The sequence below is a fragment of the Prochlorococcus sp. MIT 1306 genome (assembly GCF_047304515.1).
Taxonomy (GTDB): domain Bacteria; phylum Cyanobacteriota; class Cyanobacteriia; order PCC-6307; family Cyanobiaceae; genus Prochlorococcus; species Prochlorococcus marinus_D.
On sequence record NZ_CP138959.1, the window covers coordinates 1250249 to 1268479 of the forward strand.

Consider the following 18231-nt stretch of genomic DNA (forward strand, 5'->3'; position numbering starts at 1 on the left):
TACCCTAGCTTTTTATACTAATCGCCAAATCAAAGACTAGCAGTCAAGCGTGAGTCATGAGAGTAATGAATTTGATATTTTATTGATATTAATTCCTATCTAGATATTGGTCTAGAAAGGAAAGGGGTTTGGCCATTGTTTCTGAAAAACCTAGGATCCCCTTGTCTTGATGGCTATATAAAAGTATGTCGTCACAATCTAGTAAATAAGTACCGCCCCGTTGTGTAATGAAGTCGTGACGGGGTAGATAAGTACGCAAGTTACCTAGAACTTCTATCATGTTTCGCAGTCGAACGGTCGCGAGCTCAAATGGTCTTTGAAAACCCTCACCACCAGCTCGCGAGAAAAAGGATCCTGTTACGGATGGGAATGGGGAGATGTTGATGGTTTCGTTGTTGGCGATTCGCTGGGGTGCACTACGATCTCCTATGTAGCCACGCAGTACTTCAGACAGGGTGCCTGGAGAACCAATGCCTGCGCACATTAACAACAATGCAGGCCAAGGACCACCAGGTGTTTTTAGTCCGCCATAGAGGCCAAGGGCTCTGTGAAGTATCGGTTCCTCATCTACCAACAAACTTTGTTTAGGAAAGCCAGTAAAGGTGCAGAATCGTTCAGCACTGCCAGCATTGCCGATGCCTATGGCCAAAGTGGAGATCCCAGCAACCCTTAGCCTTGGCATATCAGCTACTAGCGCCTGAGCATATTCGATGCTGTCAAAGTCACCTAACTGGGGAAGCAAAATAATAAGTCGATATTTGTCTTTTTCCATGCCTGGAACCTGACTGAGCCTTTGAAGCAGTGGAAGTGGTGCTTTTACTGTGCACACGTCGTTAGGATTGTAAGATTAGCTTGGTCCTCAATAAGCCTACTACTTCTTGTTCATTCTAGAAACATCCTTCTAATTACATGAAGCAGGAAGGCTTGGTTTCATTTCTGAGATTTTCCTATTACCTTAATCAGGTATCCATAGATTCTATGGACATCGTAAATTTGGAACTTACAAGAGAAACGTTCTGGGTCGTTAAATAATGATAACAAGCATTTTGCAATAGCATAAAAGCAGATCTATCCCTAAATCTATTAAATAGTGGGAACAAAGATGGTGCCTTCTACCCACATTCTAATTGCCTAGAGCTATTGCTATCAAAGGGTTCTTGCCTCTCAATATGATATGTGTCAATCGCAAGACAAGCGGGCGTCAAGAGGCTTAACTGTAAGGAAGAGGATAAAGGCAATGACATGACAACCAACACTCCATACTCCTTGCGTTGCACTCTCACCTTTGGAGACATCTATGGCCAAGTCTTGGCCTGGATGGCTGTGATCTTTGTAAGCCTTGCAGCAGGCCTGGGTCTTATGGGCTCGAGCAGGCCTCTGTTCGCTCTAGTTGGCGTTGGCTTGATCTTGGTATTAAGCCTGCCCTTCCTCCTGTTCGCCTTCGTAACAACCCTGCTCAACCACATCTCTCTGGAGCCCAAAGAAGCTTCCTAGAGTTAACGACAATTGGGGAATGTGTGTTACCAGCCTGATCAACCTAGGGGCTTATAAAGGTAAGCCTATTAATGAAGCCGCGAAGACGAAAATATTCTACGTATCATGCCTTGAGACCATTATCGAAGGAACTATCAAGGGCTCTGATTAGATCTCATTAAAACACCAAAGCTGGTCGAATGGTACAAAGTAAATCCACTACTGGCTTCATCAAAAGGGATCCACCTATGCAATCAGGTCAGGGGCAATTTGGACGCACAACATTGGAAAGACAGTGACAGAAAAACTTCTGCCTTAACTATTTCCAATCATCACTAGTAAGACTCCTGCTGATTTTATTGCCAGCGTCGAGAGAAGCACGACTGGCTCAGTCTCGCAACCTCTAATCACAATGGATCATAAAACTTTAGCCACGCCAAGTGGCAGAGATGAAGCGATCCAGAAACTCTTTTCGGATAAGACTTGAATGGGAAATCAAAAGGAAAAAGTCAATATCCATCTAACAAGTCGAATCTGTTATGTAAATCAACCTGGAAGCAGAGGAAAACAGGATTTAATTTAGAACAAATCAAATCAGAAAATTAAAGAGCTGAAGCAGCTAGCAACTGAACGCTTGATTGCAAGAATGTGCTTAGAGATGCATCTGATCTTGGAGACTTAGTTGACTATTTTATACATTGAACAAACCATGAAATGAATTGCGAAGTAATCTCAACTCAGATCAGAGGGTTTGTCGCTAGCCAACAAGAAGATAGCCCGAAGCTAATGGCAGCAAAATAACTGTTAGCAGAGTTTTATGAGCAAATCAAAAAAATCCTTAGCTTTAGCTAATCATGAAAGTCAGTCTGCACTGTATATAAGGACAAGAAATTGTTAAAGAAATTGTATGTTCCCATCAATGAGGCAGTGATGGGTATTTTGAATCCATCTGATCAAACTAAGATTGGCTCTATCCTGTTGAAGATGACCCTTTTTTTAGGCATACCCCCCTCCTGTTGAGCTTCGTGACAGGGCTCCATAACCAACTGCATCTAAAGCCAAAAGAAGTTGCCTATGGTTAGCAATCTTGCCTGAATTTGATGTTCCCATCCTGGTTAACCCCAAAGGCTTCAAAGGAGGCTCCAATTCCCTCAGAAACTGAGCAGCACGCCGTTCTAGGTACAGGGCTGCATGCCCCGCTAAGCACAGATCAGGAAGATGCTCTGTTTGCTTGTGGCTGCTTTTGGGGAGCCGAAAAGGGTTTCTGGAAATTACCTGGGATCATCACCACGGCAGTGGGTTACGCCGGTGGTCATCAAGAGCAACCGACCTATCAAGAGGTCTGCTCAGGACGTACCGGACACACTGAAATCGTACGAGTGGTGTGGAATAAATCCATCATTGACTTCAGCGACCTCCTCAAATTGTTCTGGGAATGCCATGACCCCACGCAAGGGAATCGCCAGGGTAATGATCGAGGGAGTCAATATCGATCGGCGATTTACACCACCACAATTCAGCAGATGGAGCTTGCGCAGGCCAGTCGAGACAGCTTTCAGCAACTCTTAAGTAGGGGTGGTTTTGGAGCAATTACAACTGAAATCAAAGCCGATCAACAATTCCATTATGCCGAGTCCTATCACCAGCAATACCTAGCAAAACCCGGAAGTAGACCATACTGCTCTGCAATGCCTACTCAGGTTGCTCTAAATGATTTCCCAGGTGCAAACTTTAAATTACCAGTCAGTGTCTGGCAAGAATATGATTGGTCAGTTAGTCATTGCGTTCTAAGATCTGGAAATGAAATAATCAAGCCCTAGCAAATAGCATGCTTAAAAGGAACAGTCTCAAGCCAAGTTAATTCAAGACATATAACCAAAACTTAAATTAGCAGGCCTAGTGGGACGATTCGTGCTGTTTGTAAGCAGACGTGGTTTAGATCCCTCTTCAAGTTCTTGAGCCCAAAGATTCAACACTCCCCGATGGGGCGCCAGAAAAACAATCTGCTTACCATCTGGACTCAAGCTAACCCCACTCACCTCAGGGTTGCCAAACAAGACTTCACGAGGAATCAGCGGAATCTCCCCCTGAGAGAGGGTATCTGCGAAAGCAGGAGAGGAAATTCTTATCGGTAAAGCAATAGTGGTTAACAGGCATGGCAGAGCTAAAGTTGCTCTAAGCAAAGAAAGTCTTCTCATTGACCATTGATCGTTTTTTGATAAGTGTGACCAGAATTACTCATAAAGAGAAGCAGCCGCTTTCATATAACATTTCACACTGCAAATTTCATATAACCTACAACTCAAGCAAGCAGATCACCAACATGGAGCAATGAAGCCACCCTTACCAGATCGATTGGTAATGCTTGCCTTAGCTGCCACTCTGATGATTGTCTTCTGCCTGATCTTCTCCTTGAGGCATGCCGGTCAACAGGGGAAAGAACCAGCTCTACAGTGGCGGGAGGCCCCAGAGCCAACCTCAGGATCCTTACAGATCTAACCACCCCTGCCCATCTGAGCCCTTGTAGAAGTGGCAAAGTGGTCAGGATTCAGCATCAGGTTGCTGATCTTGCCCTCACCATCAGACCCACAGCAGCCACGCAGGTTTCTTCCGCTCCCTAAGGGCTTGGTTGAGCTCTATGGGCTCATCGCAGTTCTGATGGTGGTCATTCCCGAGTGGCTTGCTGAGGTCAGCTTGAACATGGGAAACAGCACCAGCGAAGCTCAGCTTCCTATGAGGGCGCGCGCTTGGAGAACGTTGCCAGAGCTGCAATTGGCAGCAATGAACCTTGCTGAATTGAGACAGATGGCGCATCAGCTCAAGCTATGGGGCTACGCAAGCGAAAGCCGTAATCAGCTGTCAAGGCGACTCTTAAGGCGGTTGAGCAGAAGATTGCCTTCAAAACGGATTAGATCAGCCAGGAGGCAACGCAATACCCTGTGATAGCTTGCCTATGCCGGGGCGTGGCGCAGCTTGGTAGCGCACTACTTTGGGGTAGTAGGGGTCGTGGGTTCAAATCCCGCCGCTCCGATTCCGTGCATGACTGAGATCTCAGTCTTCAGGCCACTTCTCATTAGAGAGGTGGCTTTTTTGATTCATCAATATCTATATAGATTCTGTCAATGGAATTATTCAAGAGTCAATGAAGAATCCAAGCAAAATAACCATAGAGTCAGCGCATAATAAAAACATTGCAAGCGACGCTTGTTCTGCTATCAAGACCGTTACTCACCTATTAGTTACTCAATCTGCAATAGCTAACCGCAATGGCAAGCCAAACAACCCATGATTCGACCGTTAACGAGTCCTGTCATCAACAAATTAAAAGGATTGATCTAAGCTTTAACAATTGATCTCCTAGCAAGAAGCTACTAAAGGCTTGATTGAAAATCAACTAAGCACTAAAAAAAGGCAATAATATATTCCTGAAAGCACGTTTATCTAAAGGCTTAAAAAGTATTACCACCCATTGATTGAATGGGAGCGTCTAACCTAAGATCTAAAATGTTATCAATTTTTGAACGCTTTATCAACTGGTATTGTACAATAAAAAATAAAAAGGGTTGCCAAAAAAATTTTTTTCTGTTGTGACATCAACGATTCATGACCGTTCAGAGCAATTGGGCTCCAAGTCAGTTGATTGGAACCTGGTTGCAACTGAATAGCGATGCAACCAACGATTAACCCGTCCCCGCTGGCTAGGTGGAACCTCCTCAAGCAACTGGGACAACTCCAAGGCACCCAAACGTCTGAGTTCCCTCACATCCACATGCCAAAGGGCCTCAGCCTCACGGATCAAACGCGCCCAAGTACGGACCTGCTGCCACTGACGCAGCCGAGATCGTAGTGGGTCACATAGAAGTGAACGACTGAAAGTCCACTGCCTAGAGCGTTGATGGTGGCTGGGTAAAGCATCCATATGACCACCTTGACGAATTCAAGGCCGATCCATGCAAAATCACCAGTGGGCTTCGGAGTTCTGAAGCAAATCAGCTCTTTCCATTCCAACAAGACAGCCTCGACTCTTTTCCCATCGTTTAAGAGGGCGCAGCAAGATCAAAACCCACATGCAATACACGGGCAATACAGTGCGCAAATCCGTTGCAGTAACGGTCTAGAAGTTTTCACATCACACTCTGATGCAATCGCAAGCTGTTCTCGATTGTGCCGTCGCTCAAGCTAGAAGTGTTGATAGCGGGCTAAGAGAAGCACATCAGTGGTTCGCGGTTAAGGCTTATGGGCCGTGCTTGCAATCAAAGAATGCATCAAGTTGTGGGACGAATAGCTGTAGCTGAGGGTCAAGTAGAAAAAACAGTTTTAAGCAGAATTTCCTTATTTGGATAACACTCAGTAGCGATAAAGGTTTGGCAATTTAATTTAAAATCATTGTCTTAAGTTTACGGCAAAATAAAATAATATTGTGATCATGATAAAGACCAGTCATACATTGAAGACACTTGACGTTAATCAAAGTGTTCAATGGGAAGGCTGGGCACTTTTGAGTGAAGTGAATCAATAGCCGAAGCAGGCAAGCCGAGATTGCTGCGTTAAAGATTCCAAATGGTTAGTGGAGCTAAGCGAATGACATGCATTAATTTGAAACTGAACAGGAGGCAGAGAATAAATCATTGGCAGCTAATTACAGCTACGTGGTAAGAACCTAGATAGGGTTACGGGTTGGAACGGGAGTGTGGATTAATTATTGACGATAGCCCGAACAGTGGTTTATATATACATGAGCATCTCCTATAAGGCTATCTACTATTCACATAGAGACAAAGATATCATTTACCAGTGAAATTATTGAGGTAGTTTGCGATGGCAAAGTTAATCACGATTGATTGGGTCCTATCGTCTTTACTTAATCCTGAAAAAGCCAGATCGGATTCAAGATCCGCAAAGACCAATTCGAGGGCTACCTTGACCTCTGGACGTTGCTGAAAATCACGAAACTCATCGGTAGCAGTACTAATCAATTCATCGACATCAGTTGATAAGCCCATTGATTGACGTTGGAGGAGATAGGCTTGTATCTGCTGATAAATTTTTGCAGAAATTGGAACATTTCCCCATGAAGCACGAAGACTATCCTTGCTAATTGCGAACTCTTTATCCTTAGACATTTTAGGCTCCTTCAGCGATTCAATATTCAAACATACCTATAATACGGCCTATAGACGATAGATGGTTTGGTGATTTAACAATAGCAGCCTATTTGTCAGACTAAGCTGAATTTAAGACTGCTCGTAAAGATTTGGCCTACAACAAGCAAAGACAATGGCTCTGTTCGGTTCTTATCAACCTAAAAGTTGAAAAGTAAAAATTGTAAGGATGTCATCTATAGACACTTTCCCTGATTTTAATCAGAATCTGCTACTTGCTTTATCTGTATGAATACAGCCTAATAACCGAACGTGATGGAAGCTCTCTGCTATTCGGTGGAATGAGTATCTTCTTTAGGAACTATGTGTTTAGGTTTTTATTGATTAACGAAGAAGGGTTAAAAGGCTTGGCTTGAGATTGTCTAGGACCTTGATTTGCAAGGCTAAGGATAGAAGCATTAAGCTCTAACTCGGAAATTCCAATATCATCTCCGCATGTCTCGAAAATATTCGAGGCGATGAATGAAGCCATATCTTCTTTTGGAACTGCCATGACTTCTTTTAAAGCACCTGAGCGCATTAAGCTACTTATCATTTGACGCCCAGCAACTAAGGCCGCTTGATCTGCAGGGCTTCCGTCTGAGATCGCAACACAGTACTTATCGGAGAAAGTCTCGCCCACCTCCGATACCGCAGGGGACAGCTCGAAGTCGTCTGCAAAGACTGGCCTTGGAGCTAGAACAGAAGAGAAGAGAAGTATTGCAGCAAGAAAAATAGGGGAAAAATACTTAGACAAATTACGCATCGGGTTCATGACCTATTATAGGTCCTTTACTAATTCAAAGTTACCTGACTGTGGGCCAACCAACCACCTAAATGAAGAAGCTGAAGCGATTATTGATTTAATGCTGAGGACAAAGCAAATCTTTTCTTTCACCTTGAATTCGATTGCAACAAACTTAGGGAATGCTACTCATTCCACTATTTCAGCATCAGCATCCGCAGATCAAAAAAATGGTGGTCCTGTTAAAATCTGATTACCCTGTTGTCATTTAGCGTTTATTTGTTCACAACCCCTGCTAAAGCAGCGGCTTTAAGTACTGTGCTACTCCAACAGCGAGGGCGTGCATAGACTTCAAGACTGTTGCCAATGTCATCAGAGAAAACAGCATCAATACTGATCTAAAAAATTGAACGGCGCATTGGCTAGATTGCGACAGTCGAACATGTTGCCGCTAGGCAATAAAGCAATTTTACCCTGGCCAATCTATTCTTGCGGCCTTTCTTTTTTACTTCTTCAATCACAACTCAAAGATATAGGCTCAACCAAAGCCAGCTAATGCGAGACATTTGGATTAAAAGCGTTGAGGCAGCCGCTAGAGATACATTGATCAACACATTTGCTCGCATCGGCGATGGATCATGGGTAGAAAGACCTATTAATCATTGCTTTATCTAACCGCTGATTAACCTTTAAAACCATCATGCTTATGCCAGATTAAGCTGAGTGTACTATCGGAAATTTAAAATGTTGGCTGAATTCAAAACTCTATTCGAGCTTAGCCAAGAGGGTTACTTTAAAAAGCTGATGGAATCAGCTAGAGAGTTATTAGATGTCCCAGTCAATACTTTTAGCAACAGCACAGTTAGCAGTCAAATCGTGATTGGAATCATCGCAATTGTAATCCTTGGTGCTATCATTTTACCGTTCGGAGCAACCGAAGCTTCGATCAAGGCTTGTCAAGTCAACACAGACAAAAAACTCGTCAAAGTTGGCGGCTCGGTAATCGTTGTAATGACCTCACTTAGTGCCATACTCTACCTCGAAGTTTTGAAGCTATATGGAGTGTTTAGCAGTAGCTGAAGATTGAGACCTCCATCTAGCCAACGAGCGATTGAAAAATCCTTATGTTTATAACTAGCCTTAGAGAATGCATGTCTTGTTAGCAACAAGAAAGTTGATTTCAATTCATTGGAACTAATGAAAAAATTGAATGGCTTCAATGAAAGGGTCTGTATTCTTTTGATTACTGCGCAGGCCTAAGTCATCTTCTCCTGCAAGCAGTGGAGCCTATTTGACTGGAGGGGCAGCAATCATGCTCTATCAGTAGGGTTCCGATCTCTGCAGTCTGCCCAAAAGATTTACTTATGAAGATTGAAGAGGCAAAAGCGCTCTGAAGACATTTGGCATAGATTCACCAATGGGTCTTAATAACTTGCGCCTCGATTTACAGTTCTTTGACGTAAGCTTACCAACCTCTTTCACCCCCAATTGCATCTACATCCATGCCGACATAATTACCCAGGATTTGAATTCGCGGACAACTTTTTAGCTAGACAGCTACCGAAATAGTGTCCCTAAGTTGCCAAACCATCAGACCACGCGTCACAACCAGAAGAAGGGATAGAAATGCTATTCCAACACATAAAGGGCAATGTGGAAATCCCACTCAGCACTTCGCCAACTAATCAATTATTAGCCAGAGATTCAAAAATTGTCCGCAAAAAATGACACATTGATACTTTACGGGCCAGTTCGTCGATCTCCCAGGGGTAGCAACGCCAAAAAAGTCACCCCTTAACGTGCCTCCAAACCAGCGCTGAGCTTGCTCAAAATCATCTAGAGAGCATTCTTTCTCTATTCAGGGTCGTCAAATCCATTGCATTAAAAAGGGCACCCGCGTCGGATGCCCTCAAGTCCAGGACTCATTTTCAGGGTATCTGCGTCCTTGGACTCCTATTTGATCTCTAGCCAGGAGGGGAACATGGCGGCATGAGTAAAAACACTTGTTCAGACTATGGGCTGCATCTAGGCGATGCAGCTTGCAGAACTGGTTCATGCAGGGGCTCTCTAAAGCAATAGCAACCCTTTTTGCCAGACTGAAAAGCATCGATCCTATGCAGCCAAATCAAGTCATAGCAATAGGTTTGCTTTTCACTCAAACCCCTCAGTGTGCAAGCTCACAGCAATGAGTGAGTTAGTTCATCACCTTAATCATTGATCGCGGAGATGGTGTGTTCATCGGGGACACTCAGCCTCCACAACCCACACCATCCAATGAACTTCAAATCCGCCCTTGCTGCTACCGCATTAGCAGTGATTAGCACAACATCAGCACTGGCCATCAGCACTCCAGCACAAGCAGCTGATGGTTGTGGTCGCGGTTGGCGCTATTCCCACAGTTATGGCGGCTGTGTCGTGAAGCGCTACCGGAGACCTGTTTACGTTCCTGTATCACGTCCTTATTCCCCCATTTACCGTCGTTCGATCTATAGACCCGGCTATCGCAACGTCTATAGGCCCGTCTATCGCCCTTACCACTTGCGTCGTAGGCCAGGAATTGGTGGTGTGATTTCGATTGGATTCTAAAATCAAACATTTTAAAATCAAGCTCTTAACCCGCCTAGCGCGGGTTTTTTATTAGACAACTTTTAGGCCTACCTATAGATGGGGCAGACCTTTCAAAAGATCGTGGATGGTTGTCGCGGCTCAGCAAACGTAACCTGGAGACGATTGGCTGTTGCTTATCACAGGTTCAACAACGCATGGTTGAAAGGTCCGGTGGAAGGACCCCTCTGCCCAATACTTTCGTCTTGCCTATTCCCATGCTGCCCGCGGCATACTTATTTGCCGCCCTTGCAGATCTGGACTTGCTTCCAATTGGACTCGAGTTGACCATCAGGGTCTGCCTTTAGTTCTTGCACACAACGATGAAAGAATCGTGACTGTTGGGCAATCGGTTCAATCTGAATTGCGAAGTAGATAGTTGAGAAGGTTGCTAAGCCTGTTGCAAAGATCGCCAAGGAGGGATAGAGGTGAGCACGAAACATCTCGCGTGTTGTGAGCATCTTTGCCTCGAGATCGGTCATAAGTGGTTTAGATGATCAATTGTGGATTCTCTATTTAGCTGGTTTACACACCATCGGCTTCAAAACTTCGCTCTATGTCGTGATCCAGCACTAGAGGGGCTGTTCTGACGAGGAAGTGCGATAGTCAATATAAAGACAGGTAGAACAGATAACTATGGGGCAAGATAAGATGAAAAGCTAGTCAAGAACAAGAAGATCCCTCTACAAAGCGGAGGGTTGGCAAACAACCGTTGAGCTGGCCAGCAGAGCGGGAATTATCATTGAGCACTGTTCAAACCATTCAACGCGGATTACACCAACATTTTCCTTGCCACAAGCAATACGATGATCCTCTTATTGCAGAAGGAAAGTCACTATGGATAGGACGGAAGCCAATGATTCAAAATAGTTGATCATAGGCATATTCGAAAACAACTCATCTAAAGTTTAATTATGCATGATTTGTAGCTGGTTATAAAGTCAAATCTGGCAAGTCCAATAAAGGAAACCAAACTAGACCGATGTTGCCTGGATTGAGAATCTCTATCAAAAGGCATTGCTATTACTTCGAAATTGCTCTCTGCATTGATTGCTCCCTTGCGAAAGGATGCTGTCTAAAATTCAGAGCCGATGACGAACATGTTTCGCCGTCTTCACTGCAGTGTTGATTTAACTATCAGTAAGGTACGTACGTTTTCGTGCAAGCACAGAGTTGGCTATGGCCAAGCCAGTCCCCAGAATCATTGAGTTAAAATACTGCTAAAAGTTTGGCTATGTCTTGTAGACTCCAACTGAAGTGGCGCTAGAGACTCCTGAAGCCATGGCAAATGAGTCGTCCAATCATTCCGTATCTGAGCAAACTGCAAATGACTACTTCAAAGAAGGTGAAAAAAGATTTCGTTTAAAAGATTATCAAGGGGCAATTGATTGTTACAGCAAAGCAATTGAGATCAATCCAAATAATGCCATTGCATACAATAATCGAGGGAATGTAAAAGATGAACTAGGCGATTATCAAAGCGCACTGAATGATTACAATAAAGCCATTGACATTAACAGTCTGGATGCCAGCTTTTACATCAATAGAGGTGTCGTCAAGAGACACTCAAGTAACATCGAAGGGGCAATCGATGACTACACAAAAGCTATTGAACTAGATCCACAACATGCTACTGCTTATTACAATAGGGGGATTGCTAAAGTCAATCTAAGCGACAACAAAGGTGCAATCTTTGATTATACTAAGGCACTTACCGTAAATCCAAGACATGCCAAATCATACTACAATAGAGCGATTAGCAAAAACAATATTAATGATATCAAAGGGGCAATTTCTGATTACACAAAAGCAATTGAGGCCATGCCGGTGTTTGCCGCTGCCTATTACAATCGCGGCAATTTAATGGAGAGACTGGGCCGAAGGCAAGCAGCGGTTACTGACCATGAGAAGGCGCTAGTAATACAACCACAACTTCTCACAGCGATGAACGAGCGTGGTGAAAATAAAAACTTAGTTAAGAATAAGATTGTAAATGATTTGAACAATGAAGAAGACAGAAGTCAGCTAGATGCATTTAAATATTACAGCCAAGGCAATGCTGAACAAGAGCGAGGCAACAATCAATCAGCGATCGACTGTTACACTAAGGCGATAGAAGTCAATCCACACTATGCCGAGGCATACAACTACAGGGGCCTAGCTAATTACAACCTTTGTGACTATCAAGCCGCGCTTGATGATTACAACAAGACAATAGAAATTAACTCGATATATGAAGATGCCTACATTGGTTGCGGTCTTGCAAAGTCTGCTTTAAGAGATTACCAAGGTGCAATTGGAGCCTATGAGAGGGTGCTAGTCATTAACCCTAAGAATGTTGCTGCCTATAGAAATCGTGGTATTGCTAAAGAATTGGAGGGAAATCTAGAGGGTGCTTGTTCTGATTGGAGACAGGCCTCCTCTCTGGGAGATGAAGATGCTGCAGAATGGGTAAAGGCACAATGTTGTTAAGGATCCCGCTTCTGCCATCTGTGGAGTCACAAAAAAGAGGCTGGGCAGAGCACATCAATGCTTCTTTCAATTTAATGCTAAAACCGTGCTAATAACATGGCACTATCTATGATACTGATACTGCTAAAAGAATTTCTCTTGCTGCTAGATTCTCAGCCATAGTCGGGAGCTAGTTTACTATGTAGAATCAGGATAGCTTTGTTATTGGCACCTGCGGCGATAAGACAATTTGCCTTAAACCCAGGCGACACTTATGCAATAAGCTGCTTAAGAGACTGTATCCCTGCAAACAAAAAACACCGGAAACACAATCTTTAAGCCAAAGCCATACTACAGTATAAATACTTATTCCTGACAGCAAGAACAGTCAACGATTACATTTGCAATCACATGCCTGAGACCCTCCTAAATGAACTAACCGATACAGTCCAACAATGTCTTGCTTGTATATCCCATCAGAATAAAGGTGAGCCAAATATTGAAAAAGTTGATCTTGATTTCTGGCTTGATCCAAAGTCAGTCATTTTCATGACCTCCCCTGAAACGAAGGACATCTATTGTGCAAAACTTGATGATTTGGATACAAAGAGTGAATTTCTTGAGATAATCCTAGATCAGGCTATTGTCTCTACTTTTCTAACAACTGAAGATTTAATTCTAGTACTTGCTGCTCAGGACTCACCAAATTTATATGATGTCAGGATGGCCGCTATTGATAGATCTACTGGATGTGCCCTAATTCGCACTGAGAATCTTTTTAATAAAGAGATGCTGGAGCGTAATATTCTTAAGACTATTGAGGACTCCACAGAACCATCAAATCAATTCTGGCTGCATCGCTACTCCGATAATAAATCATGGCGGTTTAGAAAAGTTGCCTACAAACGAATCTCGTATCCTGGCAATAATTTTCACAAACGATTTATTAGTAATTCATACCGCAGACTTCAGTCTTTTGTGTTGGATATCGAGACACATATCCTTTCTAAGTTTAATGAAGTCTAAATACAGGAGGATGACAATCCTGAACCATAATTCACCAGCCGGTTAGCTACTTTAGTGTCATTCAAAAAGCGACACATCATTTTGTATGATCCTGATTGCTTGCTTTATTTTTTCCGGCTCTCCAAATGAAAAACAGGGGTATCCCTACAAGCATCAGACCTGCGTCTGCCAATAAGAAGTTGTTCCATAAATCCATTGGCTCAGTCCATTTTCCTACTCAATTTTAAATCAAAGTAATAAAGCTTGGGGCAAAATTTCACTATTGATCAAAACAAAGACATGGAGTGTCTGAGCCGATCCCATGGCGTTGTTAGAAGGAAGATTTATTTTCATCTAGATCAGTAAAATAAATGAGTGCCCAAGACAAAACATATGAGCTGATTGGCCTGGATAACAAGACTGGCCAATGATTTAGAGATAAGTTTCACTGCCAATAGTAACTAAAGTCAGGATGAATCATGTCCCCACACACTTGAACGAAATCGTCAGAGATAGCAGTAAGGTTGATTATAACTCACAATTTTTCAAGCAGACAAAGATCATTTTTCGTCAGCAACTTACTTGAGACCATTTCAGCCCAAAACTGAGTGCAAGTTTAAGTGGGCTTGATAGATGGTCTACGTCGAAAATATAGATATATGCAAGAAGAGTAAAAGAATCACTGGTCTTGTATGTTCTGGTCTTGAATATCTTTGCAGCTAGGCATGAGTTGTGTGGTTGACTAGCAAAGCTTCCGACAATATAAAGATTGAGGTGTTATGTAGTACAACAACATCCCATCTTACCATCTTCCATGTATATTGAACTTATGACTAAATCAAGCAAACGCAATTCTATCCTAGGCGAGGAAATATCTACAATCGACTTTACGACATTGCTTGCCATCCTTATGGGATCAATTAGCGAATTGAGAAGGACAGTGTAACCATTTAGAAATTACAGGCCCTCCTCAAGATACTATGCAGCAGCTTAGGCTTTAATGTTCTACTTTATGGATCACCGCTGATAAGGGAGCCACCTGATGAGTTGGAAAGTTGCAGATATCCCTGATCAGAAAGGAAGGGTTGCATTAGTAACAGGTGCCAATAGTGGCCTTGGTCTTGAGACGGCCAAGGCATTGCTTAACAAGGGCGCCAGAGTCATTATGGCTTGTCGCTCACGACCCAAAGGTGAAGCTGTACGCCAAATTATTCTCGAGAGCAATGATTCCACAAAGCTTGATCTGATTGAGTTGGATCTCGCTGATTTAGCGAGCGTTAGACGTGCAGCTGAGCAGGTAGAAAGCCAATACAGCCGAGTGGACCTGCTAATTAACAATGCTGGAGTGATGGCTACTCCACAGACCCTCAGCAAACAGGGTCTGGAGCTTCAGTTCGCCGTTAATCATCTTGGCCACATGGCATTGACACTAAAGCTCCTACCCTTACTCGCAAAGCAACATGGAGCAAGGGTTGTTACCGTCACTTCTGGCGCACAGTACATGGGTCGAATCGCATGGGACGATCTTCAAGGGATCAAGCACTATGACCGCTGGGCTGCCTACTCACAAAGCAAACTTGCTAATGTGATGTTCGCCTTAGAGCTCGACAAGCGAGTGCGCAAGGCAGCAAGTGGGATCTCATCATTGTTGGCACATCCAGGTCTGGCACGCACTAATTTGCAGCCTAAATCTGTTGCTGCGAACAAATCCTGGCCGGAAGGCCTTGCTTATCGGTTAATGGATCCCATGTTTCAGAGCGCTGCAATGGGATCCCTACCGCAATTACATGCTGCAACCGCGCCAACTGCTCAAGGCGGCGAACAATACGGACCTAGATTTAACTTTAGGGGTTACCCGAAGCTTTGCCGCATTGCCCCGTTGGCACTTAGGGAGGAAGACCGTCAAAGGCTTTGGAGCATCAGTGAAAAACTTTTAGAGATTTGAACTTGCCATTAACAAGTATTTTAACGCTTTCCTTGGTTTAATCTGTCACTTTTGACTCTCACAGCTATGATCTAAAAGCAGTGAATTCCGCCCATGCCTGAAGAGCCAATTGAGAATCCTTCAGACAATCCAGCCATTGAGCCTGAGGCTGATGAAAAAGTAGAAGCTGAAAAAACTATTCAAATCCCAGAGGGCTCTAGGGTGGTGACAATCATTATTGACAAAGGAGAGGTGACTGAAAAAGTGTATCAATCACCTCATGGAGATAGGATAATCGTGAAGTACTAAAAATATTCTAATCGCACTCCCTAAAGTATCAATCCTTGAATCTCAATCAGGGAAATATTAGTGACCATTTCAAAAGGAATAGATGTACCTACAAAATCATAGATATCCAATGAATTCTTAGGCCATAGCTTCTTGAAAGCAATGGCAATCAAGTTTACTGCAAGAAAGTGAGAGAAGCTAATGCTTTGGCTTGATTAAATTAAGTGGATCACCGATATTTACCGGCAAGTTAAATAGCTTCTTTAATTAATCTGGATCCAATGGTATTTGCTTATAAGCCAGTGCTGTTCGCCGAGCAAGCTTTAGGAAAGGATATATTAACCTCGAGCGAAATGGTGAAGACATCAAAGTCTTAAGAACAGATAATAGCGGAGCGGATGGTTCCATTTTTTTACATAGCCACTGAATGGCCTCAGCCCCATGAAAAGCCTCATCACCTACTATTAATATAGCTCCATCACTGAGATCTATGCCTCGAGATTTTAAATTATCTCGCAAAGGCTTTTCTGCTCGTCCATCACATATCTCCAAGCCCTGAATACCACTACGCAACTCACTCAATTCTGCAAAGTGGAGACAAAAAGGACAGCCACCATCATAGATAAGTAACGGAATTGATGAGTCGTTTTCAAACAATGGTGTTTGCAGTTTCATGCATTCATCTGAAGTTCGTGATTGAGGAGGCGAAAGGTCATTACCCAGAATCTTATCAATCTGCTGAATTATCTTAGTCCGATACTTTAGGCACTTCGAGAGTTCCAACTCGAAGCCTCAACTGTTCTAAAAGCATGACAGGGTCAAAAAGGATCGGCAGCAGATGAGGGCTATTGACTTCGCGGAAGAATAAGATGCATGGTAGTTCCGGTAAGAACATTCGCCAGGCCAGCCAATTGGCAAATGGGAAGCGACGTATCTCCTCGTCGACTCGCCATATCACGAGATCTTTGTCGGTCAATTCCAAACGCAGCAGATAGGCTTGCACCAGCAAAAACACTGCGAATCCACACACCACAATCGTCGCCCAAGGATGGAGAGGGAGCGGTAGCATTGCTAGCCCAATAACGTACACCAATACGGGTAAGCGGATGCTTGGTTTGAGAATTACGCTCTGGCTTTGATCAGGCTGGCTTTCAGGTGTCGATGACATTACTACTGAACGGAGGTTGTTATTAGGTTTTTGCCTCTACCTCTTTTTAGATGAGTTTCTGTAAAAAGAGTTTTAGAAGGTTTTTTTCGTTATGATTTTAAGCTCCATCGTCAGCAGACTGAGAGCTTATGAAAGCTCAGCCACATCCTCATTCTCCTAGGATTAACAACGGGATGTCAGCATTGTTCTGGAAGGCAGCGGAGCTTGCAACAACAAATCGAAAGTGTTTTTTGGGCTTAGCTCTTTAGTCGGGTGCGTTCTTCGCGACTTAGCCACAACAAGATCACCACCAGGATTGGCATTAAAAAGTCTGTAAGCAAGATTGTTCCAACATTGGAGGGAGCATCATTGGACCGGACAACCAGCGAATAAACATGCCCGAGCCCATCGGCGAAGAACCAGCTGGCATAGGCAACGATCGAGGCCACCAAATAGTCACGACTTCGCCGCCAGAAGCTACTCAAACCAAGGATGCCAATGGTGAGATTGGCGAATGCCACTTCATTCTGGAATGGGCTATTAGGCCAGTCGATCTGCTCGGCGATGAACTGGCCAAACACTATATGCATTGCGAATCCATACAGTCCCCCTAGGCCCATGACCCAAAAGGCGATCCAGAGCAGGGTTGCTTTCGACCAGCGACTGACGTTCCAACTACGGCGAACCTGCAGGGCCCCGCATAGCAAAGCAATCAATGTGGTCTAAAGATCGATATGGCCAAAGATCAAGCGGACCAAGTGATTCATCGGATCAATTATTGTCTTAAGGGTTTTTGAAAAGCATGTTGAGAGAATCTTTTAGAGGGATATAAGCCCAAAGAAGCAAACTTCTGCATTTCAAGATCGTTTACCAAGACTGCAACCGTCTATGGATTGATTGATCTGATAGCCATAGGTTTGATGGAACTCTTTTCAGCCAAGCTCCTTGGCGAAATGGTGAAACACAATGTTGAACCCTTGTTTTGCATAAAAGCGATGGGCTCCAAATCGCTCCACACCTGCATCTAGATGGATCTGTCTGCAACCCGCATCCCTTGCGATCGCCTCCAAGTAGCGCAACATCTGAACTGCCAGACCCTTGCCCTGATAGGTGGGGTTGGTCACAAGATCTCCCAGATAGAAGTAGGTGCCAAGCGATAGGGAAGAAGCCAAGCGATATCCCGCCAGGACTGCCAATGAAGAGGGTTGCTTCTGATCAGTTGGATTGAGGTCTTGAAAAAGACCCAAAAGCACGTAGCCATGGTCATTGCGTTGCAGCCCAAGACGGCTGATGAAATCAGCTTTGCCGAGTTTCGGATGAAGGTGGCGGATCAGGCCATAGGCCTCGTTCAACTCCGAAGGGGTGTTGAGTTCATGGATCATCAACCGACTCAGTTGTTTGTTATTGCACCTCCCATCTTGCAAGGCTTCCTTACTCAAACAACGTCGTTAAG

Annotated in this window: 20 protein-coding genes and 1 tRNA gene; 11 read left to right on the forward strand and 10 right to left on the reverse strand. The window is 43.8% G+C overall.

The window, feature by feature from the left end; genetic code table 11:
• Positions 1–88 precede the first annotated feature (88 nt).
• Complete coding sequence (locus SIB74_RS06365) at positions 89–772, reverse strand: peroxiredoxin-like family protein (protein WP_063395985.1); 684 nt, start codon at positions 770–772, stop codon at positions 89–91.
• A gap of 470 nt (positions 773–1242) precedes the next feature.
• On the opposite strand from SIB74_RS06365, the gene SIB74_RS06370 reads away from it, so the two are divergent.
• Together SIB74_RS06370 and msrA are read left to right on the forward strand one after the other, a co-directional pair.
• On the forward strand, positions 1243–1494 hold the full coding sequence (locus tag SIB74_RS06370) for a hypothetical protein (RefSeq protein ID WP_036915559.1): 252 nt from the start codon (positions 1243–1245) through the stop codon (positions 1492–1494).
• A gap of 1079 nt (positions 1495–2573) precedes the next feature.
• Complete coding sequence (gene msrA / locus SIB74_RS06375; RefSeq protein ID WP_063395723.1) at positions 2574–3293, forward strand: peptide-methionine (S)-S-oxide reductase MsrA; 720 nt, start codon at positions 2574–2576, stop codon at positions 3291–3293.
• Positions 3294–3335: 42 nt separating this feature from the next.
• Here the strand turns inward: msrA and SIB74_RS06380 are convergent, their stop codons facing one another.
• Positions 3336–3656 carry a TolB family protein gene (locus tag SIB74_RS06380; protein ID WP_063395722.1) on the reverse strand — a complete coding sequence of 107 codons (321 nt, stop codon included), beginning with the start codon at positions 3654–3656 and terminating at the stop codon, positions 3336–3338.
• 148 nt (positions 3657–3804) lie between these two features.
• On the opposite strand from SIB74_RS06380, the gene SIB74_RS06385 reads away from it, so the two are divergent.
• From SIB74_RS06385 to SIB74_RS06395, 3 genes are all read left to right on the forward strand, one after another.
• Complete coding sequence (locus SIB74_RS06385; protein WP_197463276.1) at positions 3805–3972, forward strand: hypothetical protein; 168 nt, start codon at positions 3805–3807, stop codon at positions 3970–3972.
• Positions 3973–4041: 69 nt separating this feature from the next.
• Positions 4042–4416 (forward strand): hypothetical protein, encoded by a 375-nt coding sequence (locus SIB74_RS06390; protein ID WP_413681800.1) that lies wholly within the window; start codon positions 4042–4044, stop codon positions 4414–4416.
• 14 nt (positions 4417–4430) lie between these two features.
• A tRNA-Pro gene (locus SIB74_RS06395) sits at positions 4431–4504 on the forward strand.
• 570 nt (positions 4505–5074) lie between these two features.
• Here the strand turns inward: SIB74_RS06395 and SIB74_RS06400 are convergent.
• The 3 genes from SIB74_RS06400 to SIB74_RS06410 all read right to left on the reverse strand — a co-directional run bounded on the left by SIB74_RS06400 (position 5075) and on the right by SIB74_RS06410 (position 7389).
• Entirely contained in the window at positions 5075–5392 is a 318-nt protein-coding gene (locus SIB74_RS06400; RefSeq protein ID WP_063395721.1) for a hypothetical protein, read from the reverse strand.
• An 865-nt stretch (positions 5393–6257) separates the two neighbouring features.
• Positions 6258–6596 (reverse strand): hypothetical protein, encoded by a 339-nt coding sequence (locus SIB74_RS06405; RefSeq protein WP_063395720.1) that lies wholly within the window; start codon positions 6594–6596, stop codon positions 6258–6260.
• A gap of 340 nt (positions 6597–6936) precedes the next feature.
• Positions 6937–7389 (reverse strand): hypothetical protein, encoded by a 453-nt coding sequence (locus SIB74_RS06410; protein ID WP_063395719.1) that lies wholly within the window; start codon positions 7387–7389, stop codon positions 6937–6939.
• A 714-nt stretch (positions 7390–8103) separates the two neighbouring features.
• Here SIB74_RS06410 and SIB74_RS06415 point away from each other — a divergent pair.
• Together SIB74_RS06415 and SIB74_RS06420 are read left to right on the forward strand one after the other, a co-directional pair.
• On the forward strand, positions 8104–8439 hold the full coding sequence (locus SIB74_RS06415; protein ID WP_231906047.1) for a hypothetical protein: 336 nt from the start codon (positions 8104–8106) through the stop codon (positions 8437–8439).
• 1194 nt (positions 8440–9633) lie between these two features.
• On the forward strand, positions 9634–9945 hold the full coding sequence (locus SIB74_RS06420; protein ID WP_063395718.1) for a hypothetical protein: 312 nt from the start codon (positions 9634–9636) through the stop codon (positions 9943–9945).
• 254 nt (positions 9946–10199) lie between these two features.
• Here SIB74_RS06420 and SIB74_RS06425 read toward each other — a convergent pair whose 3' ends face one another.
• On the reverse strand, positions 10200–10445 hold the full coding sequence (locus SIB74_RS06425; protein ID WP_063395717.1) for a hypothetical protein: 246 nt from the start codon (positions 10443–10445) through the stop codon (positions 10200–10202).
• A gap of 799 nt (positions 10446–11244) precedes the next feature.
• On the opposite strand from SIB74_RS06425, the gene SIB74_RS06430 reads away from it, so the two are divergent.
• The 4 genes from SIB74_RS06430 (at position 11245) to SIB74_RS06445 (ending at position 15652) form a co-directional block, all read left to right on the forward strand.
• Entirely contained in the window at positions 11245–12435 is a 1191-nt protein-coding gene (locus SIB74_RS06430; protein WP_231906046.1) for a tetratricopeptide repeat protein, read from the forward strand.
• Positions 12436–12825: 390 nt separating this feature from the next.
• Entirely contained in the window at positions 12826–13440 is a 615-nt protein-coding gene (locus SIB74_RS06435; protein WP_063395715.1) for a hypothetical protein, read from the forward strand.
• Positions 13441–14461: 1021 nt separating this feature from the next.
• Positions 14462–15364, forward strand: a complete 903-nt coding sequence (locus SIB74_RS06440) for an oxidoreductase (protein WP_063395714.1) — start codon at positions 14462–14464, stop codon at positions 15362–15364.
• A gap of 93 nt (positions 15365–15457) precedes the next feature.
• Positions 15458–15652 (forward strand): hypothetical protein, encoded by a 195-nt coding sequence (locus SIB74_RS06445; RefSeq protein ID WP_063395713.1) that lies wholly within the window; start codon positions 15458–15460, stop codon positions 15650–15652.
• Positions 15653–15898: 246 nt separating this feature from the next.
• On the opposite strand, the gene SIB74_RS06450 is transcribed toward SIB74_RS06445, so the two are convergent.
• From SIB74_RS06450 to SIB74_RS06465, 4 genes are all read right to left on the reverse strand, one after another.
• Complete coding sequence (locus SIB74_RS06450; protein ID WP_063395712.1) at positions 15899–16306, reverse strand: DCC1-like thiol-disulfide oxidoreductase family protein; 408 nt, start codon at positions 16304–16306, stop codon at positions 15899–15901.
• Positions 16307–16379: 73 nt separating this feature from the next.
• A complete protein-coding gene (locus tag SIB74_RS06455) occupies positions 16380–16799 on the reverse strand; it encodes a DUF3119 family protein (protein WP_063395711.1) in 420 nt (139 codons plus the stop codon).
• 236 nt (positions 16800–17035) lie between these two features.
• On the reverse strand, positions 17036–17494 hold the full coding sequence (locus SIB74_RS06460) for a DUF6790 family protein (protein WP_197463275.1): 459 nt from the start codon (positions 17492–17494) through the stop codon (positions 17036–17038).
• Positions 17495–17710: 216 nt separating this feature from the next.
• Positions 17711–18160 carry a GNAT family N-acetyltransferase gene (locus SIB74_RS06465; protein ID WP_231906045.1) on the reverse strand — a complete coding sequence of 150 codons (450 nt, stop codon included), beginning with the start codon at positions 18158–18160 and terminating at the stop codon, positions 17711–17713.
• Positions 18161–18231: the final 71 nt, after the last annotated feature.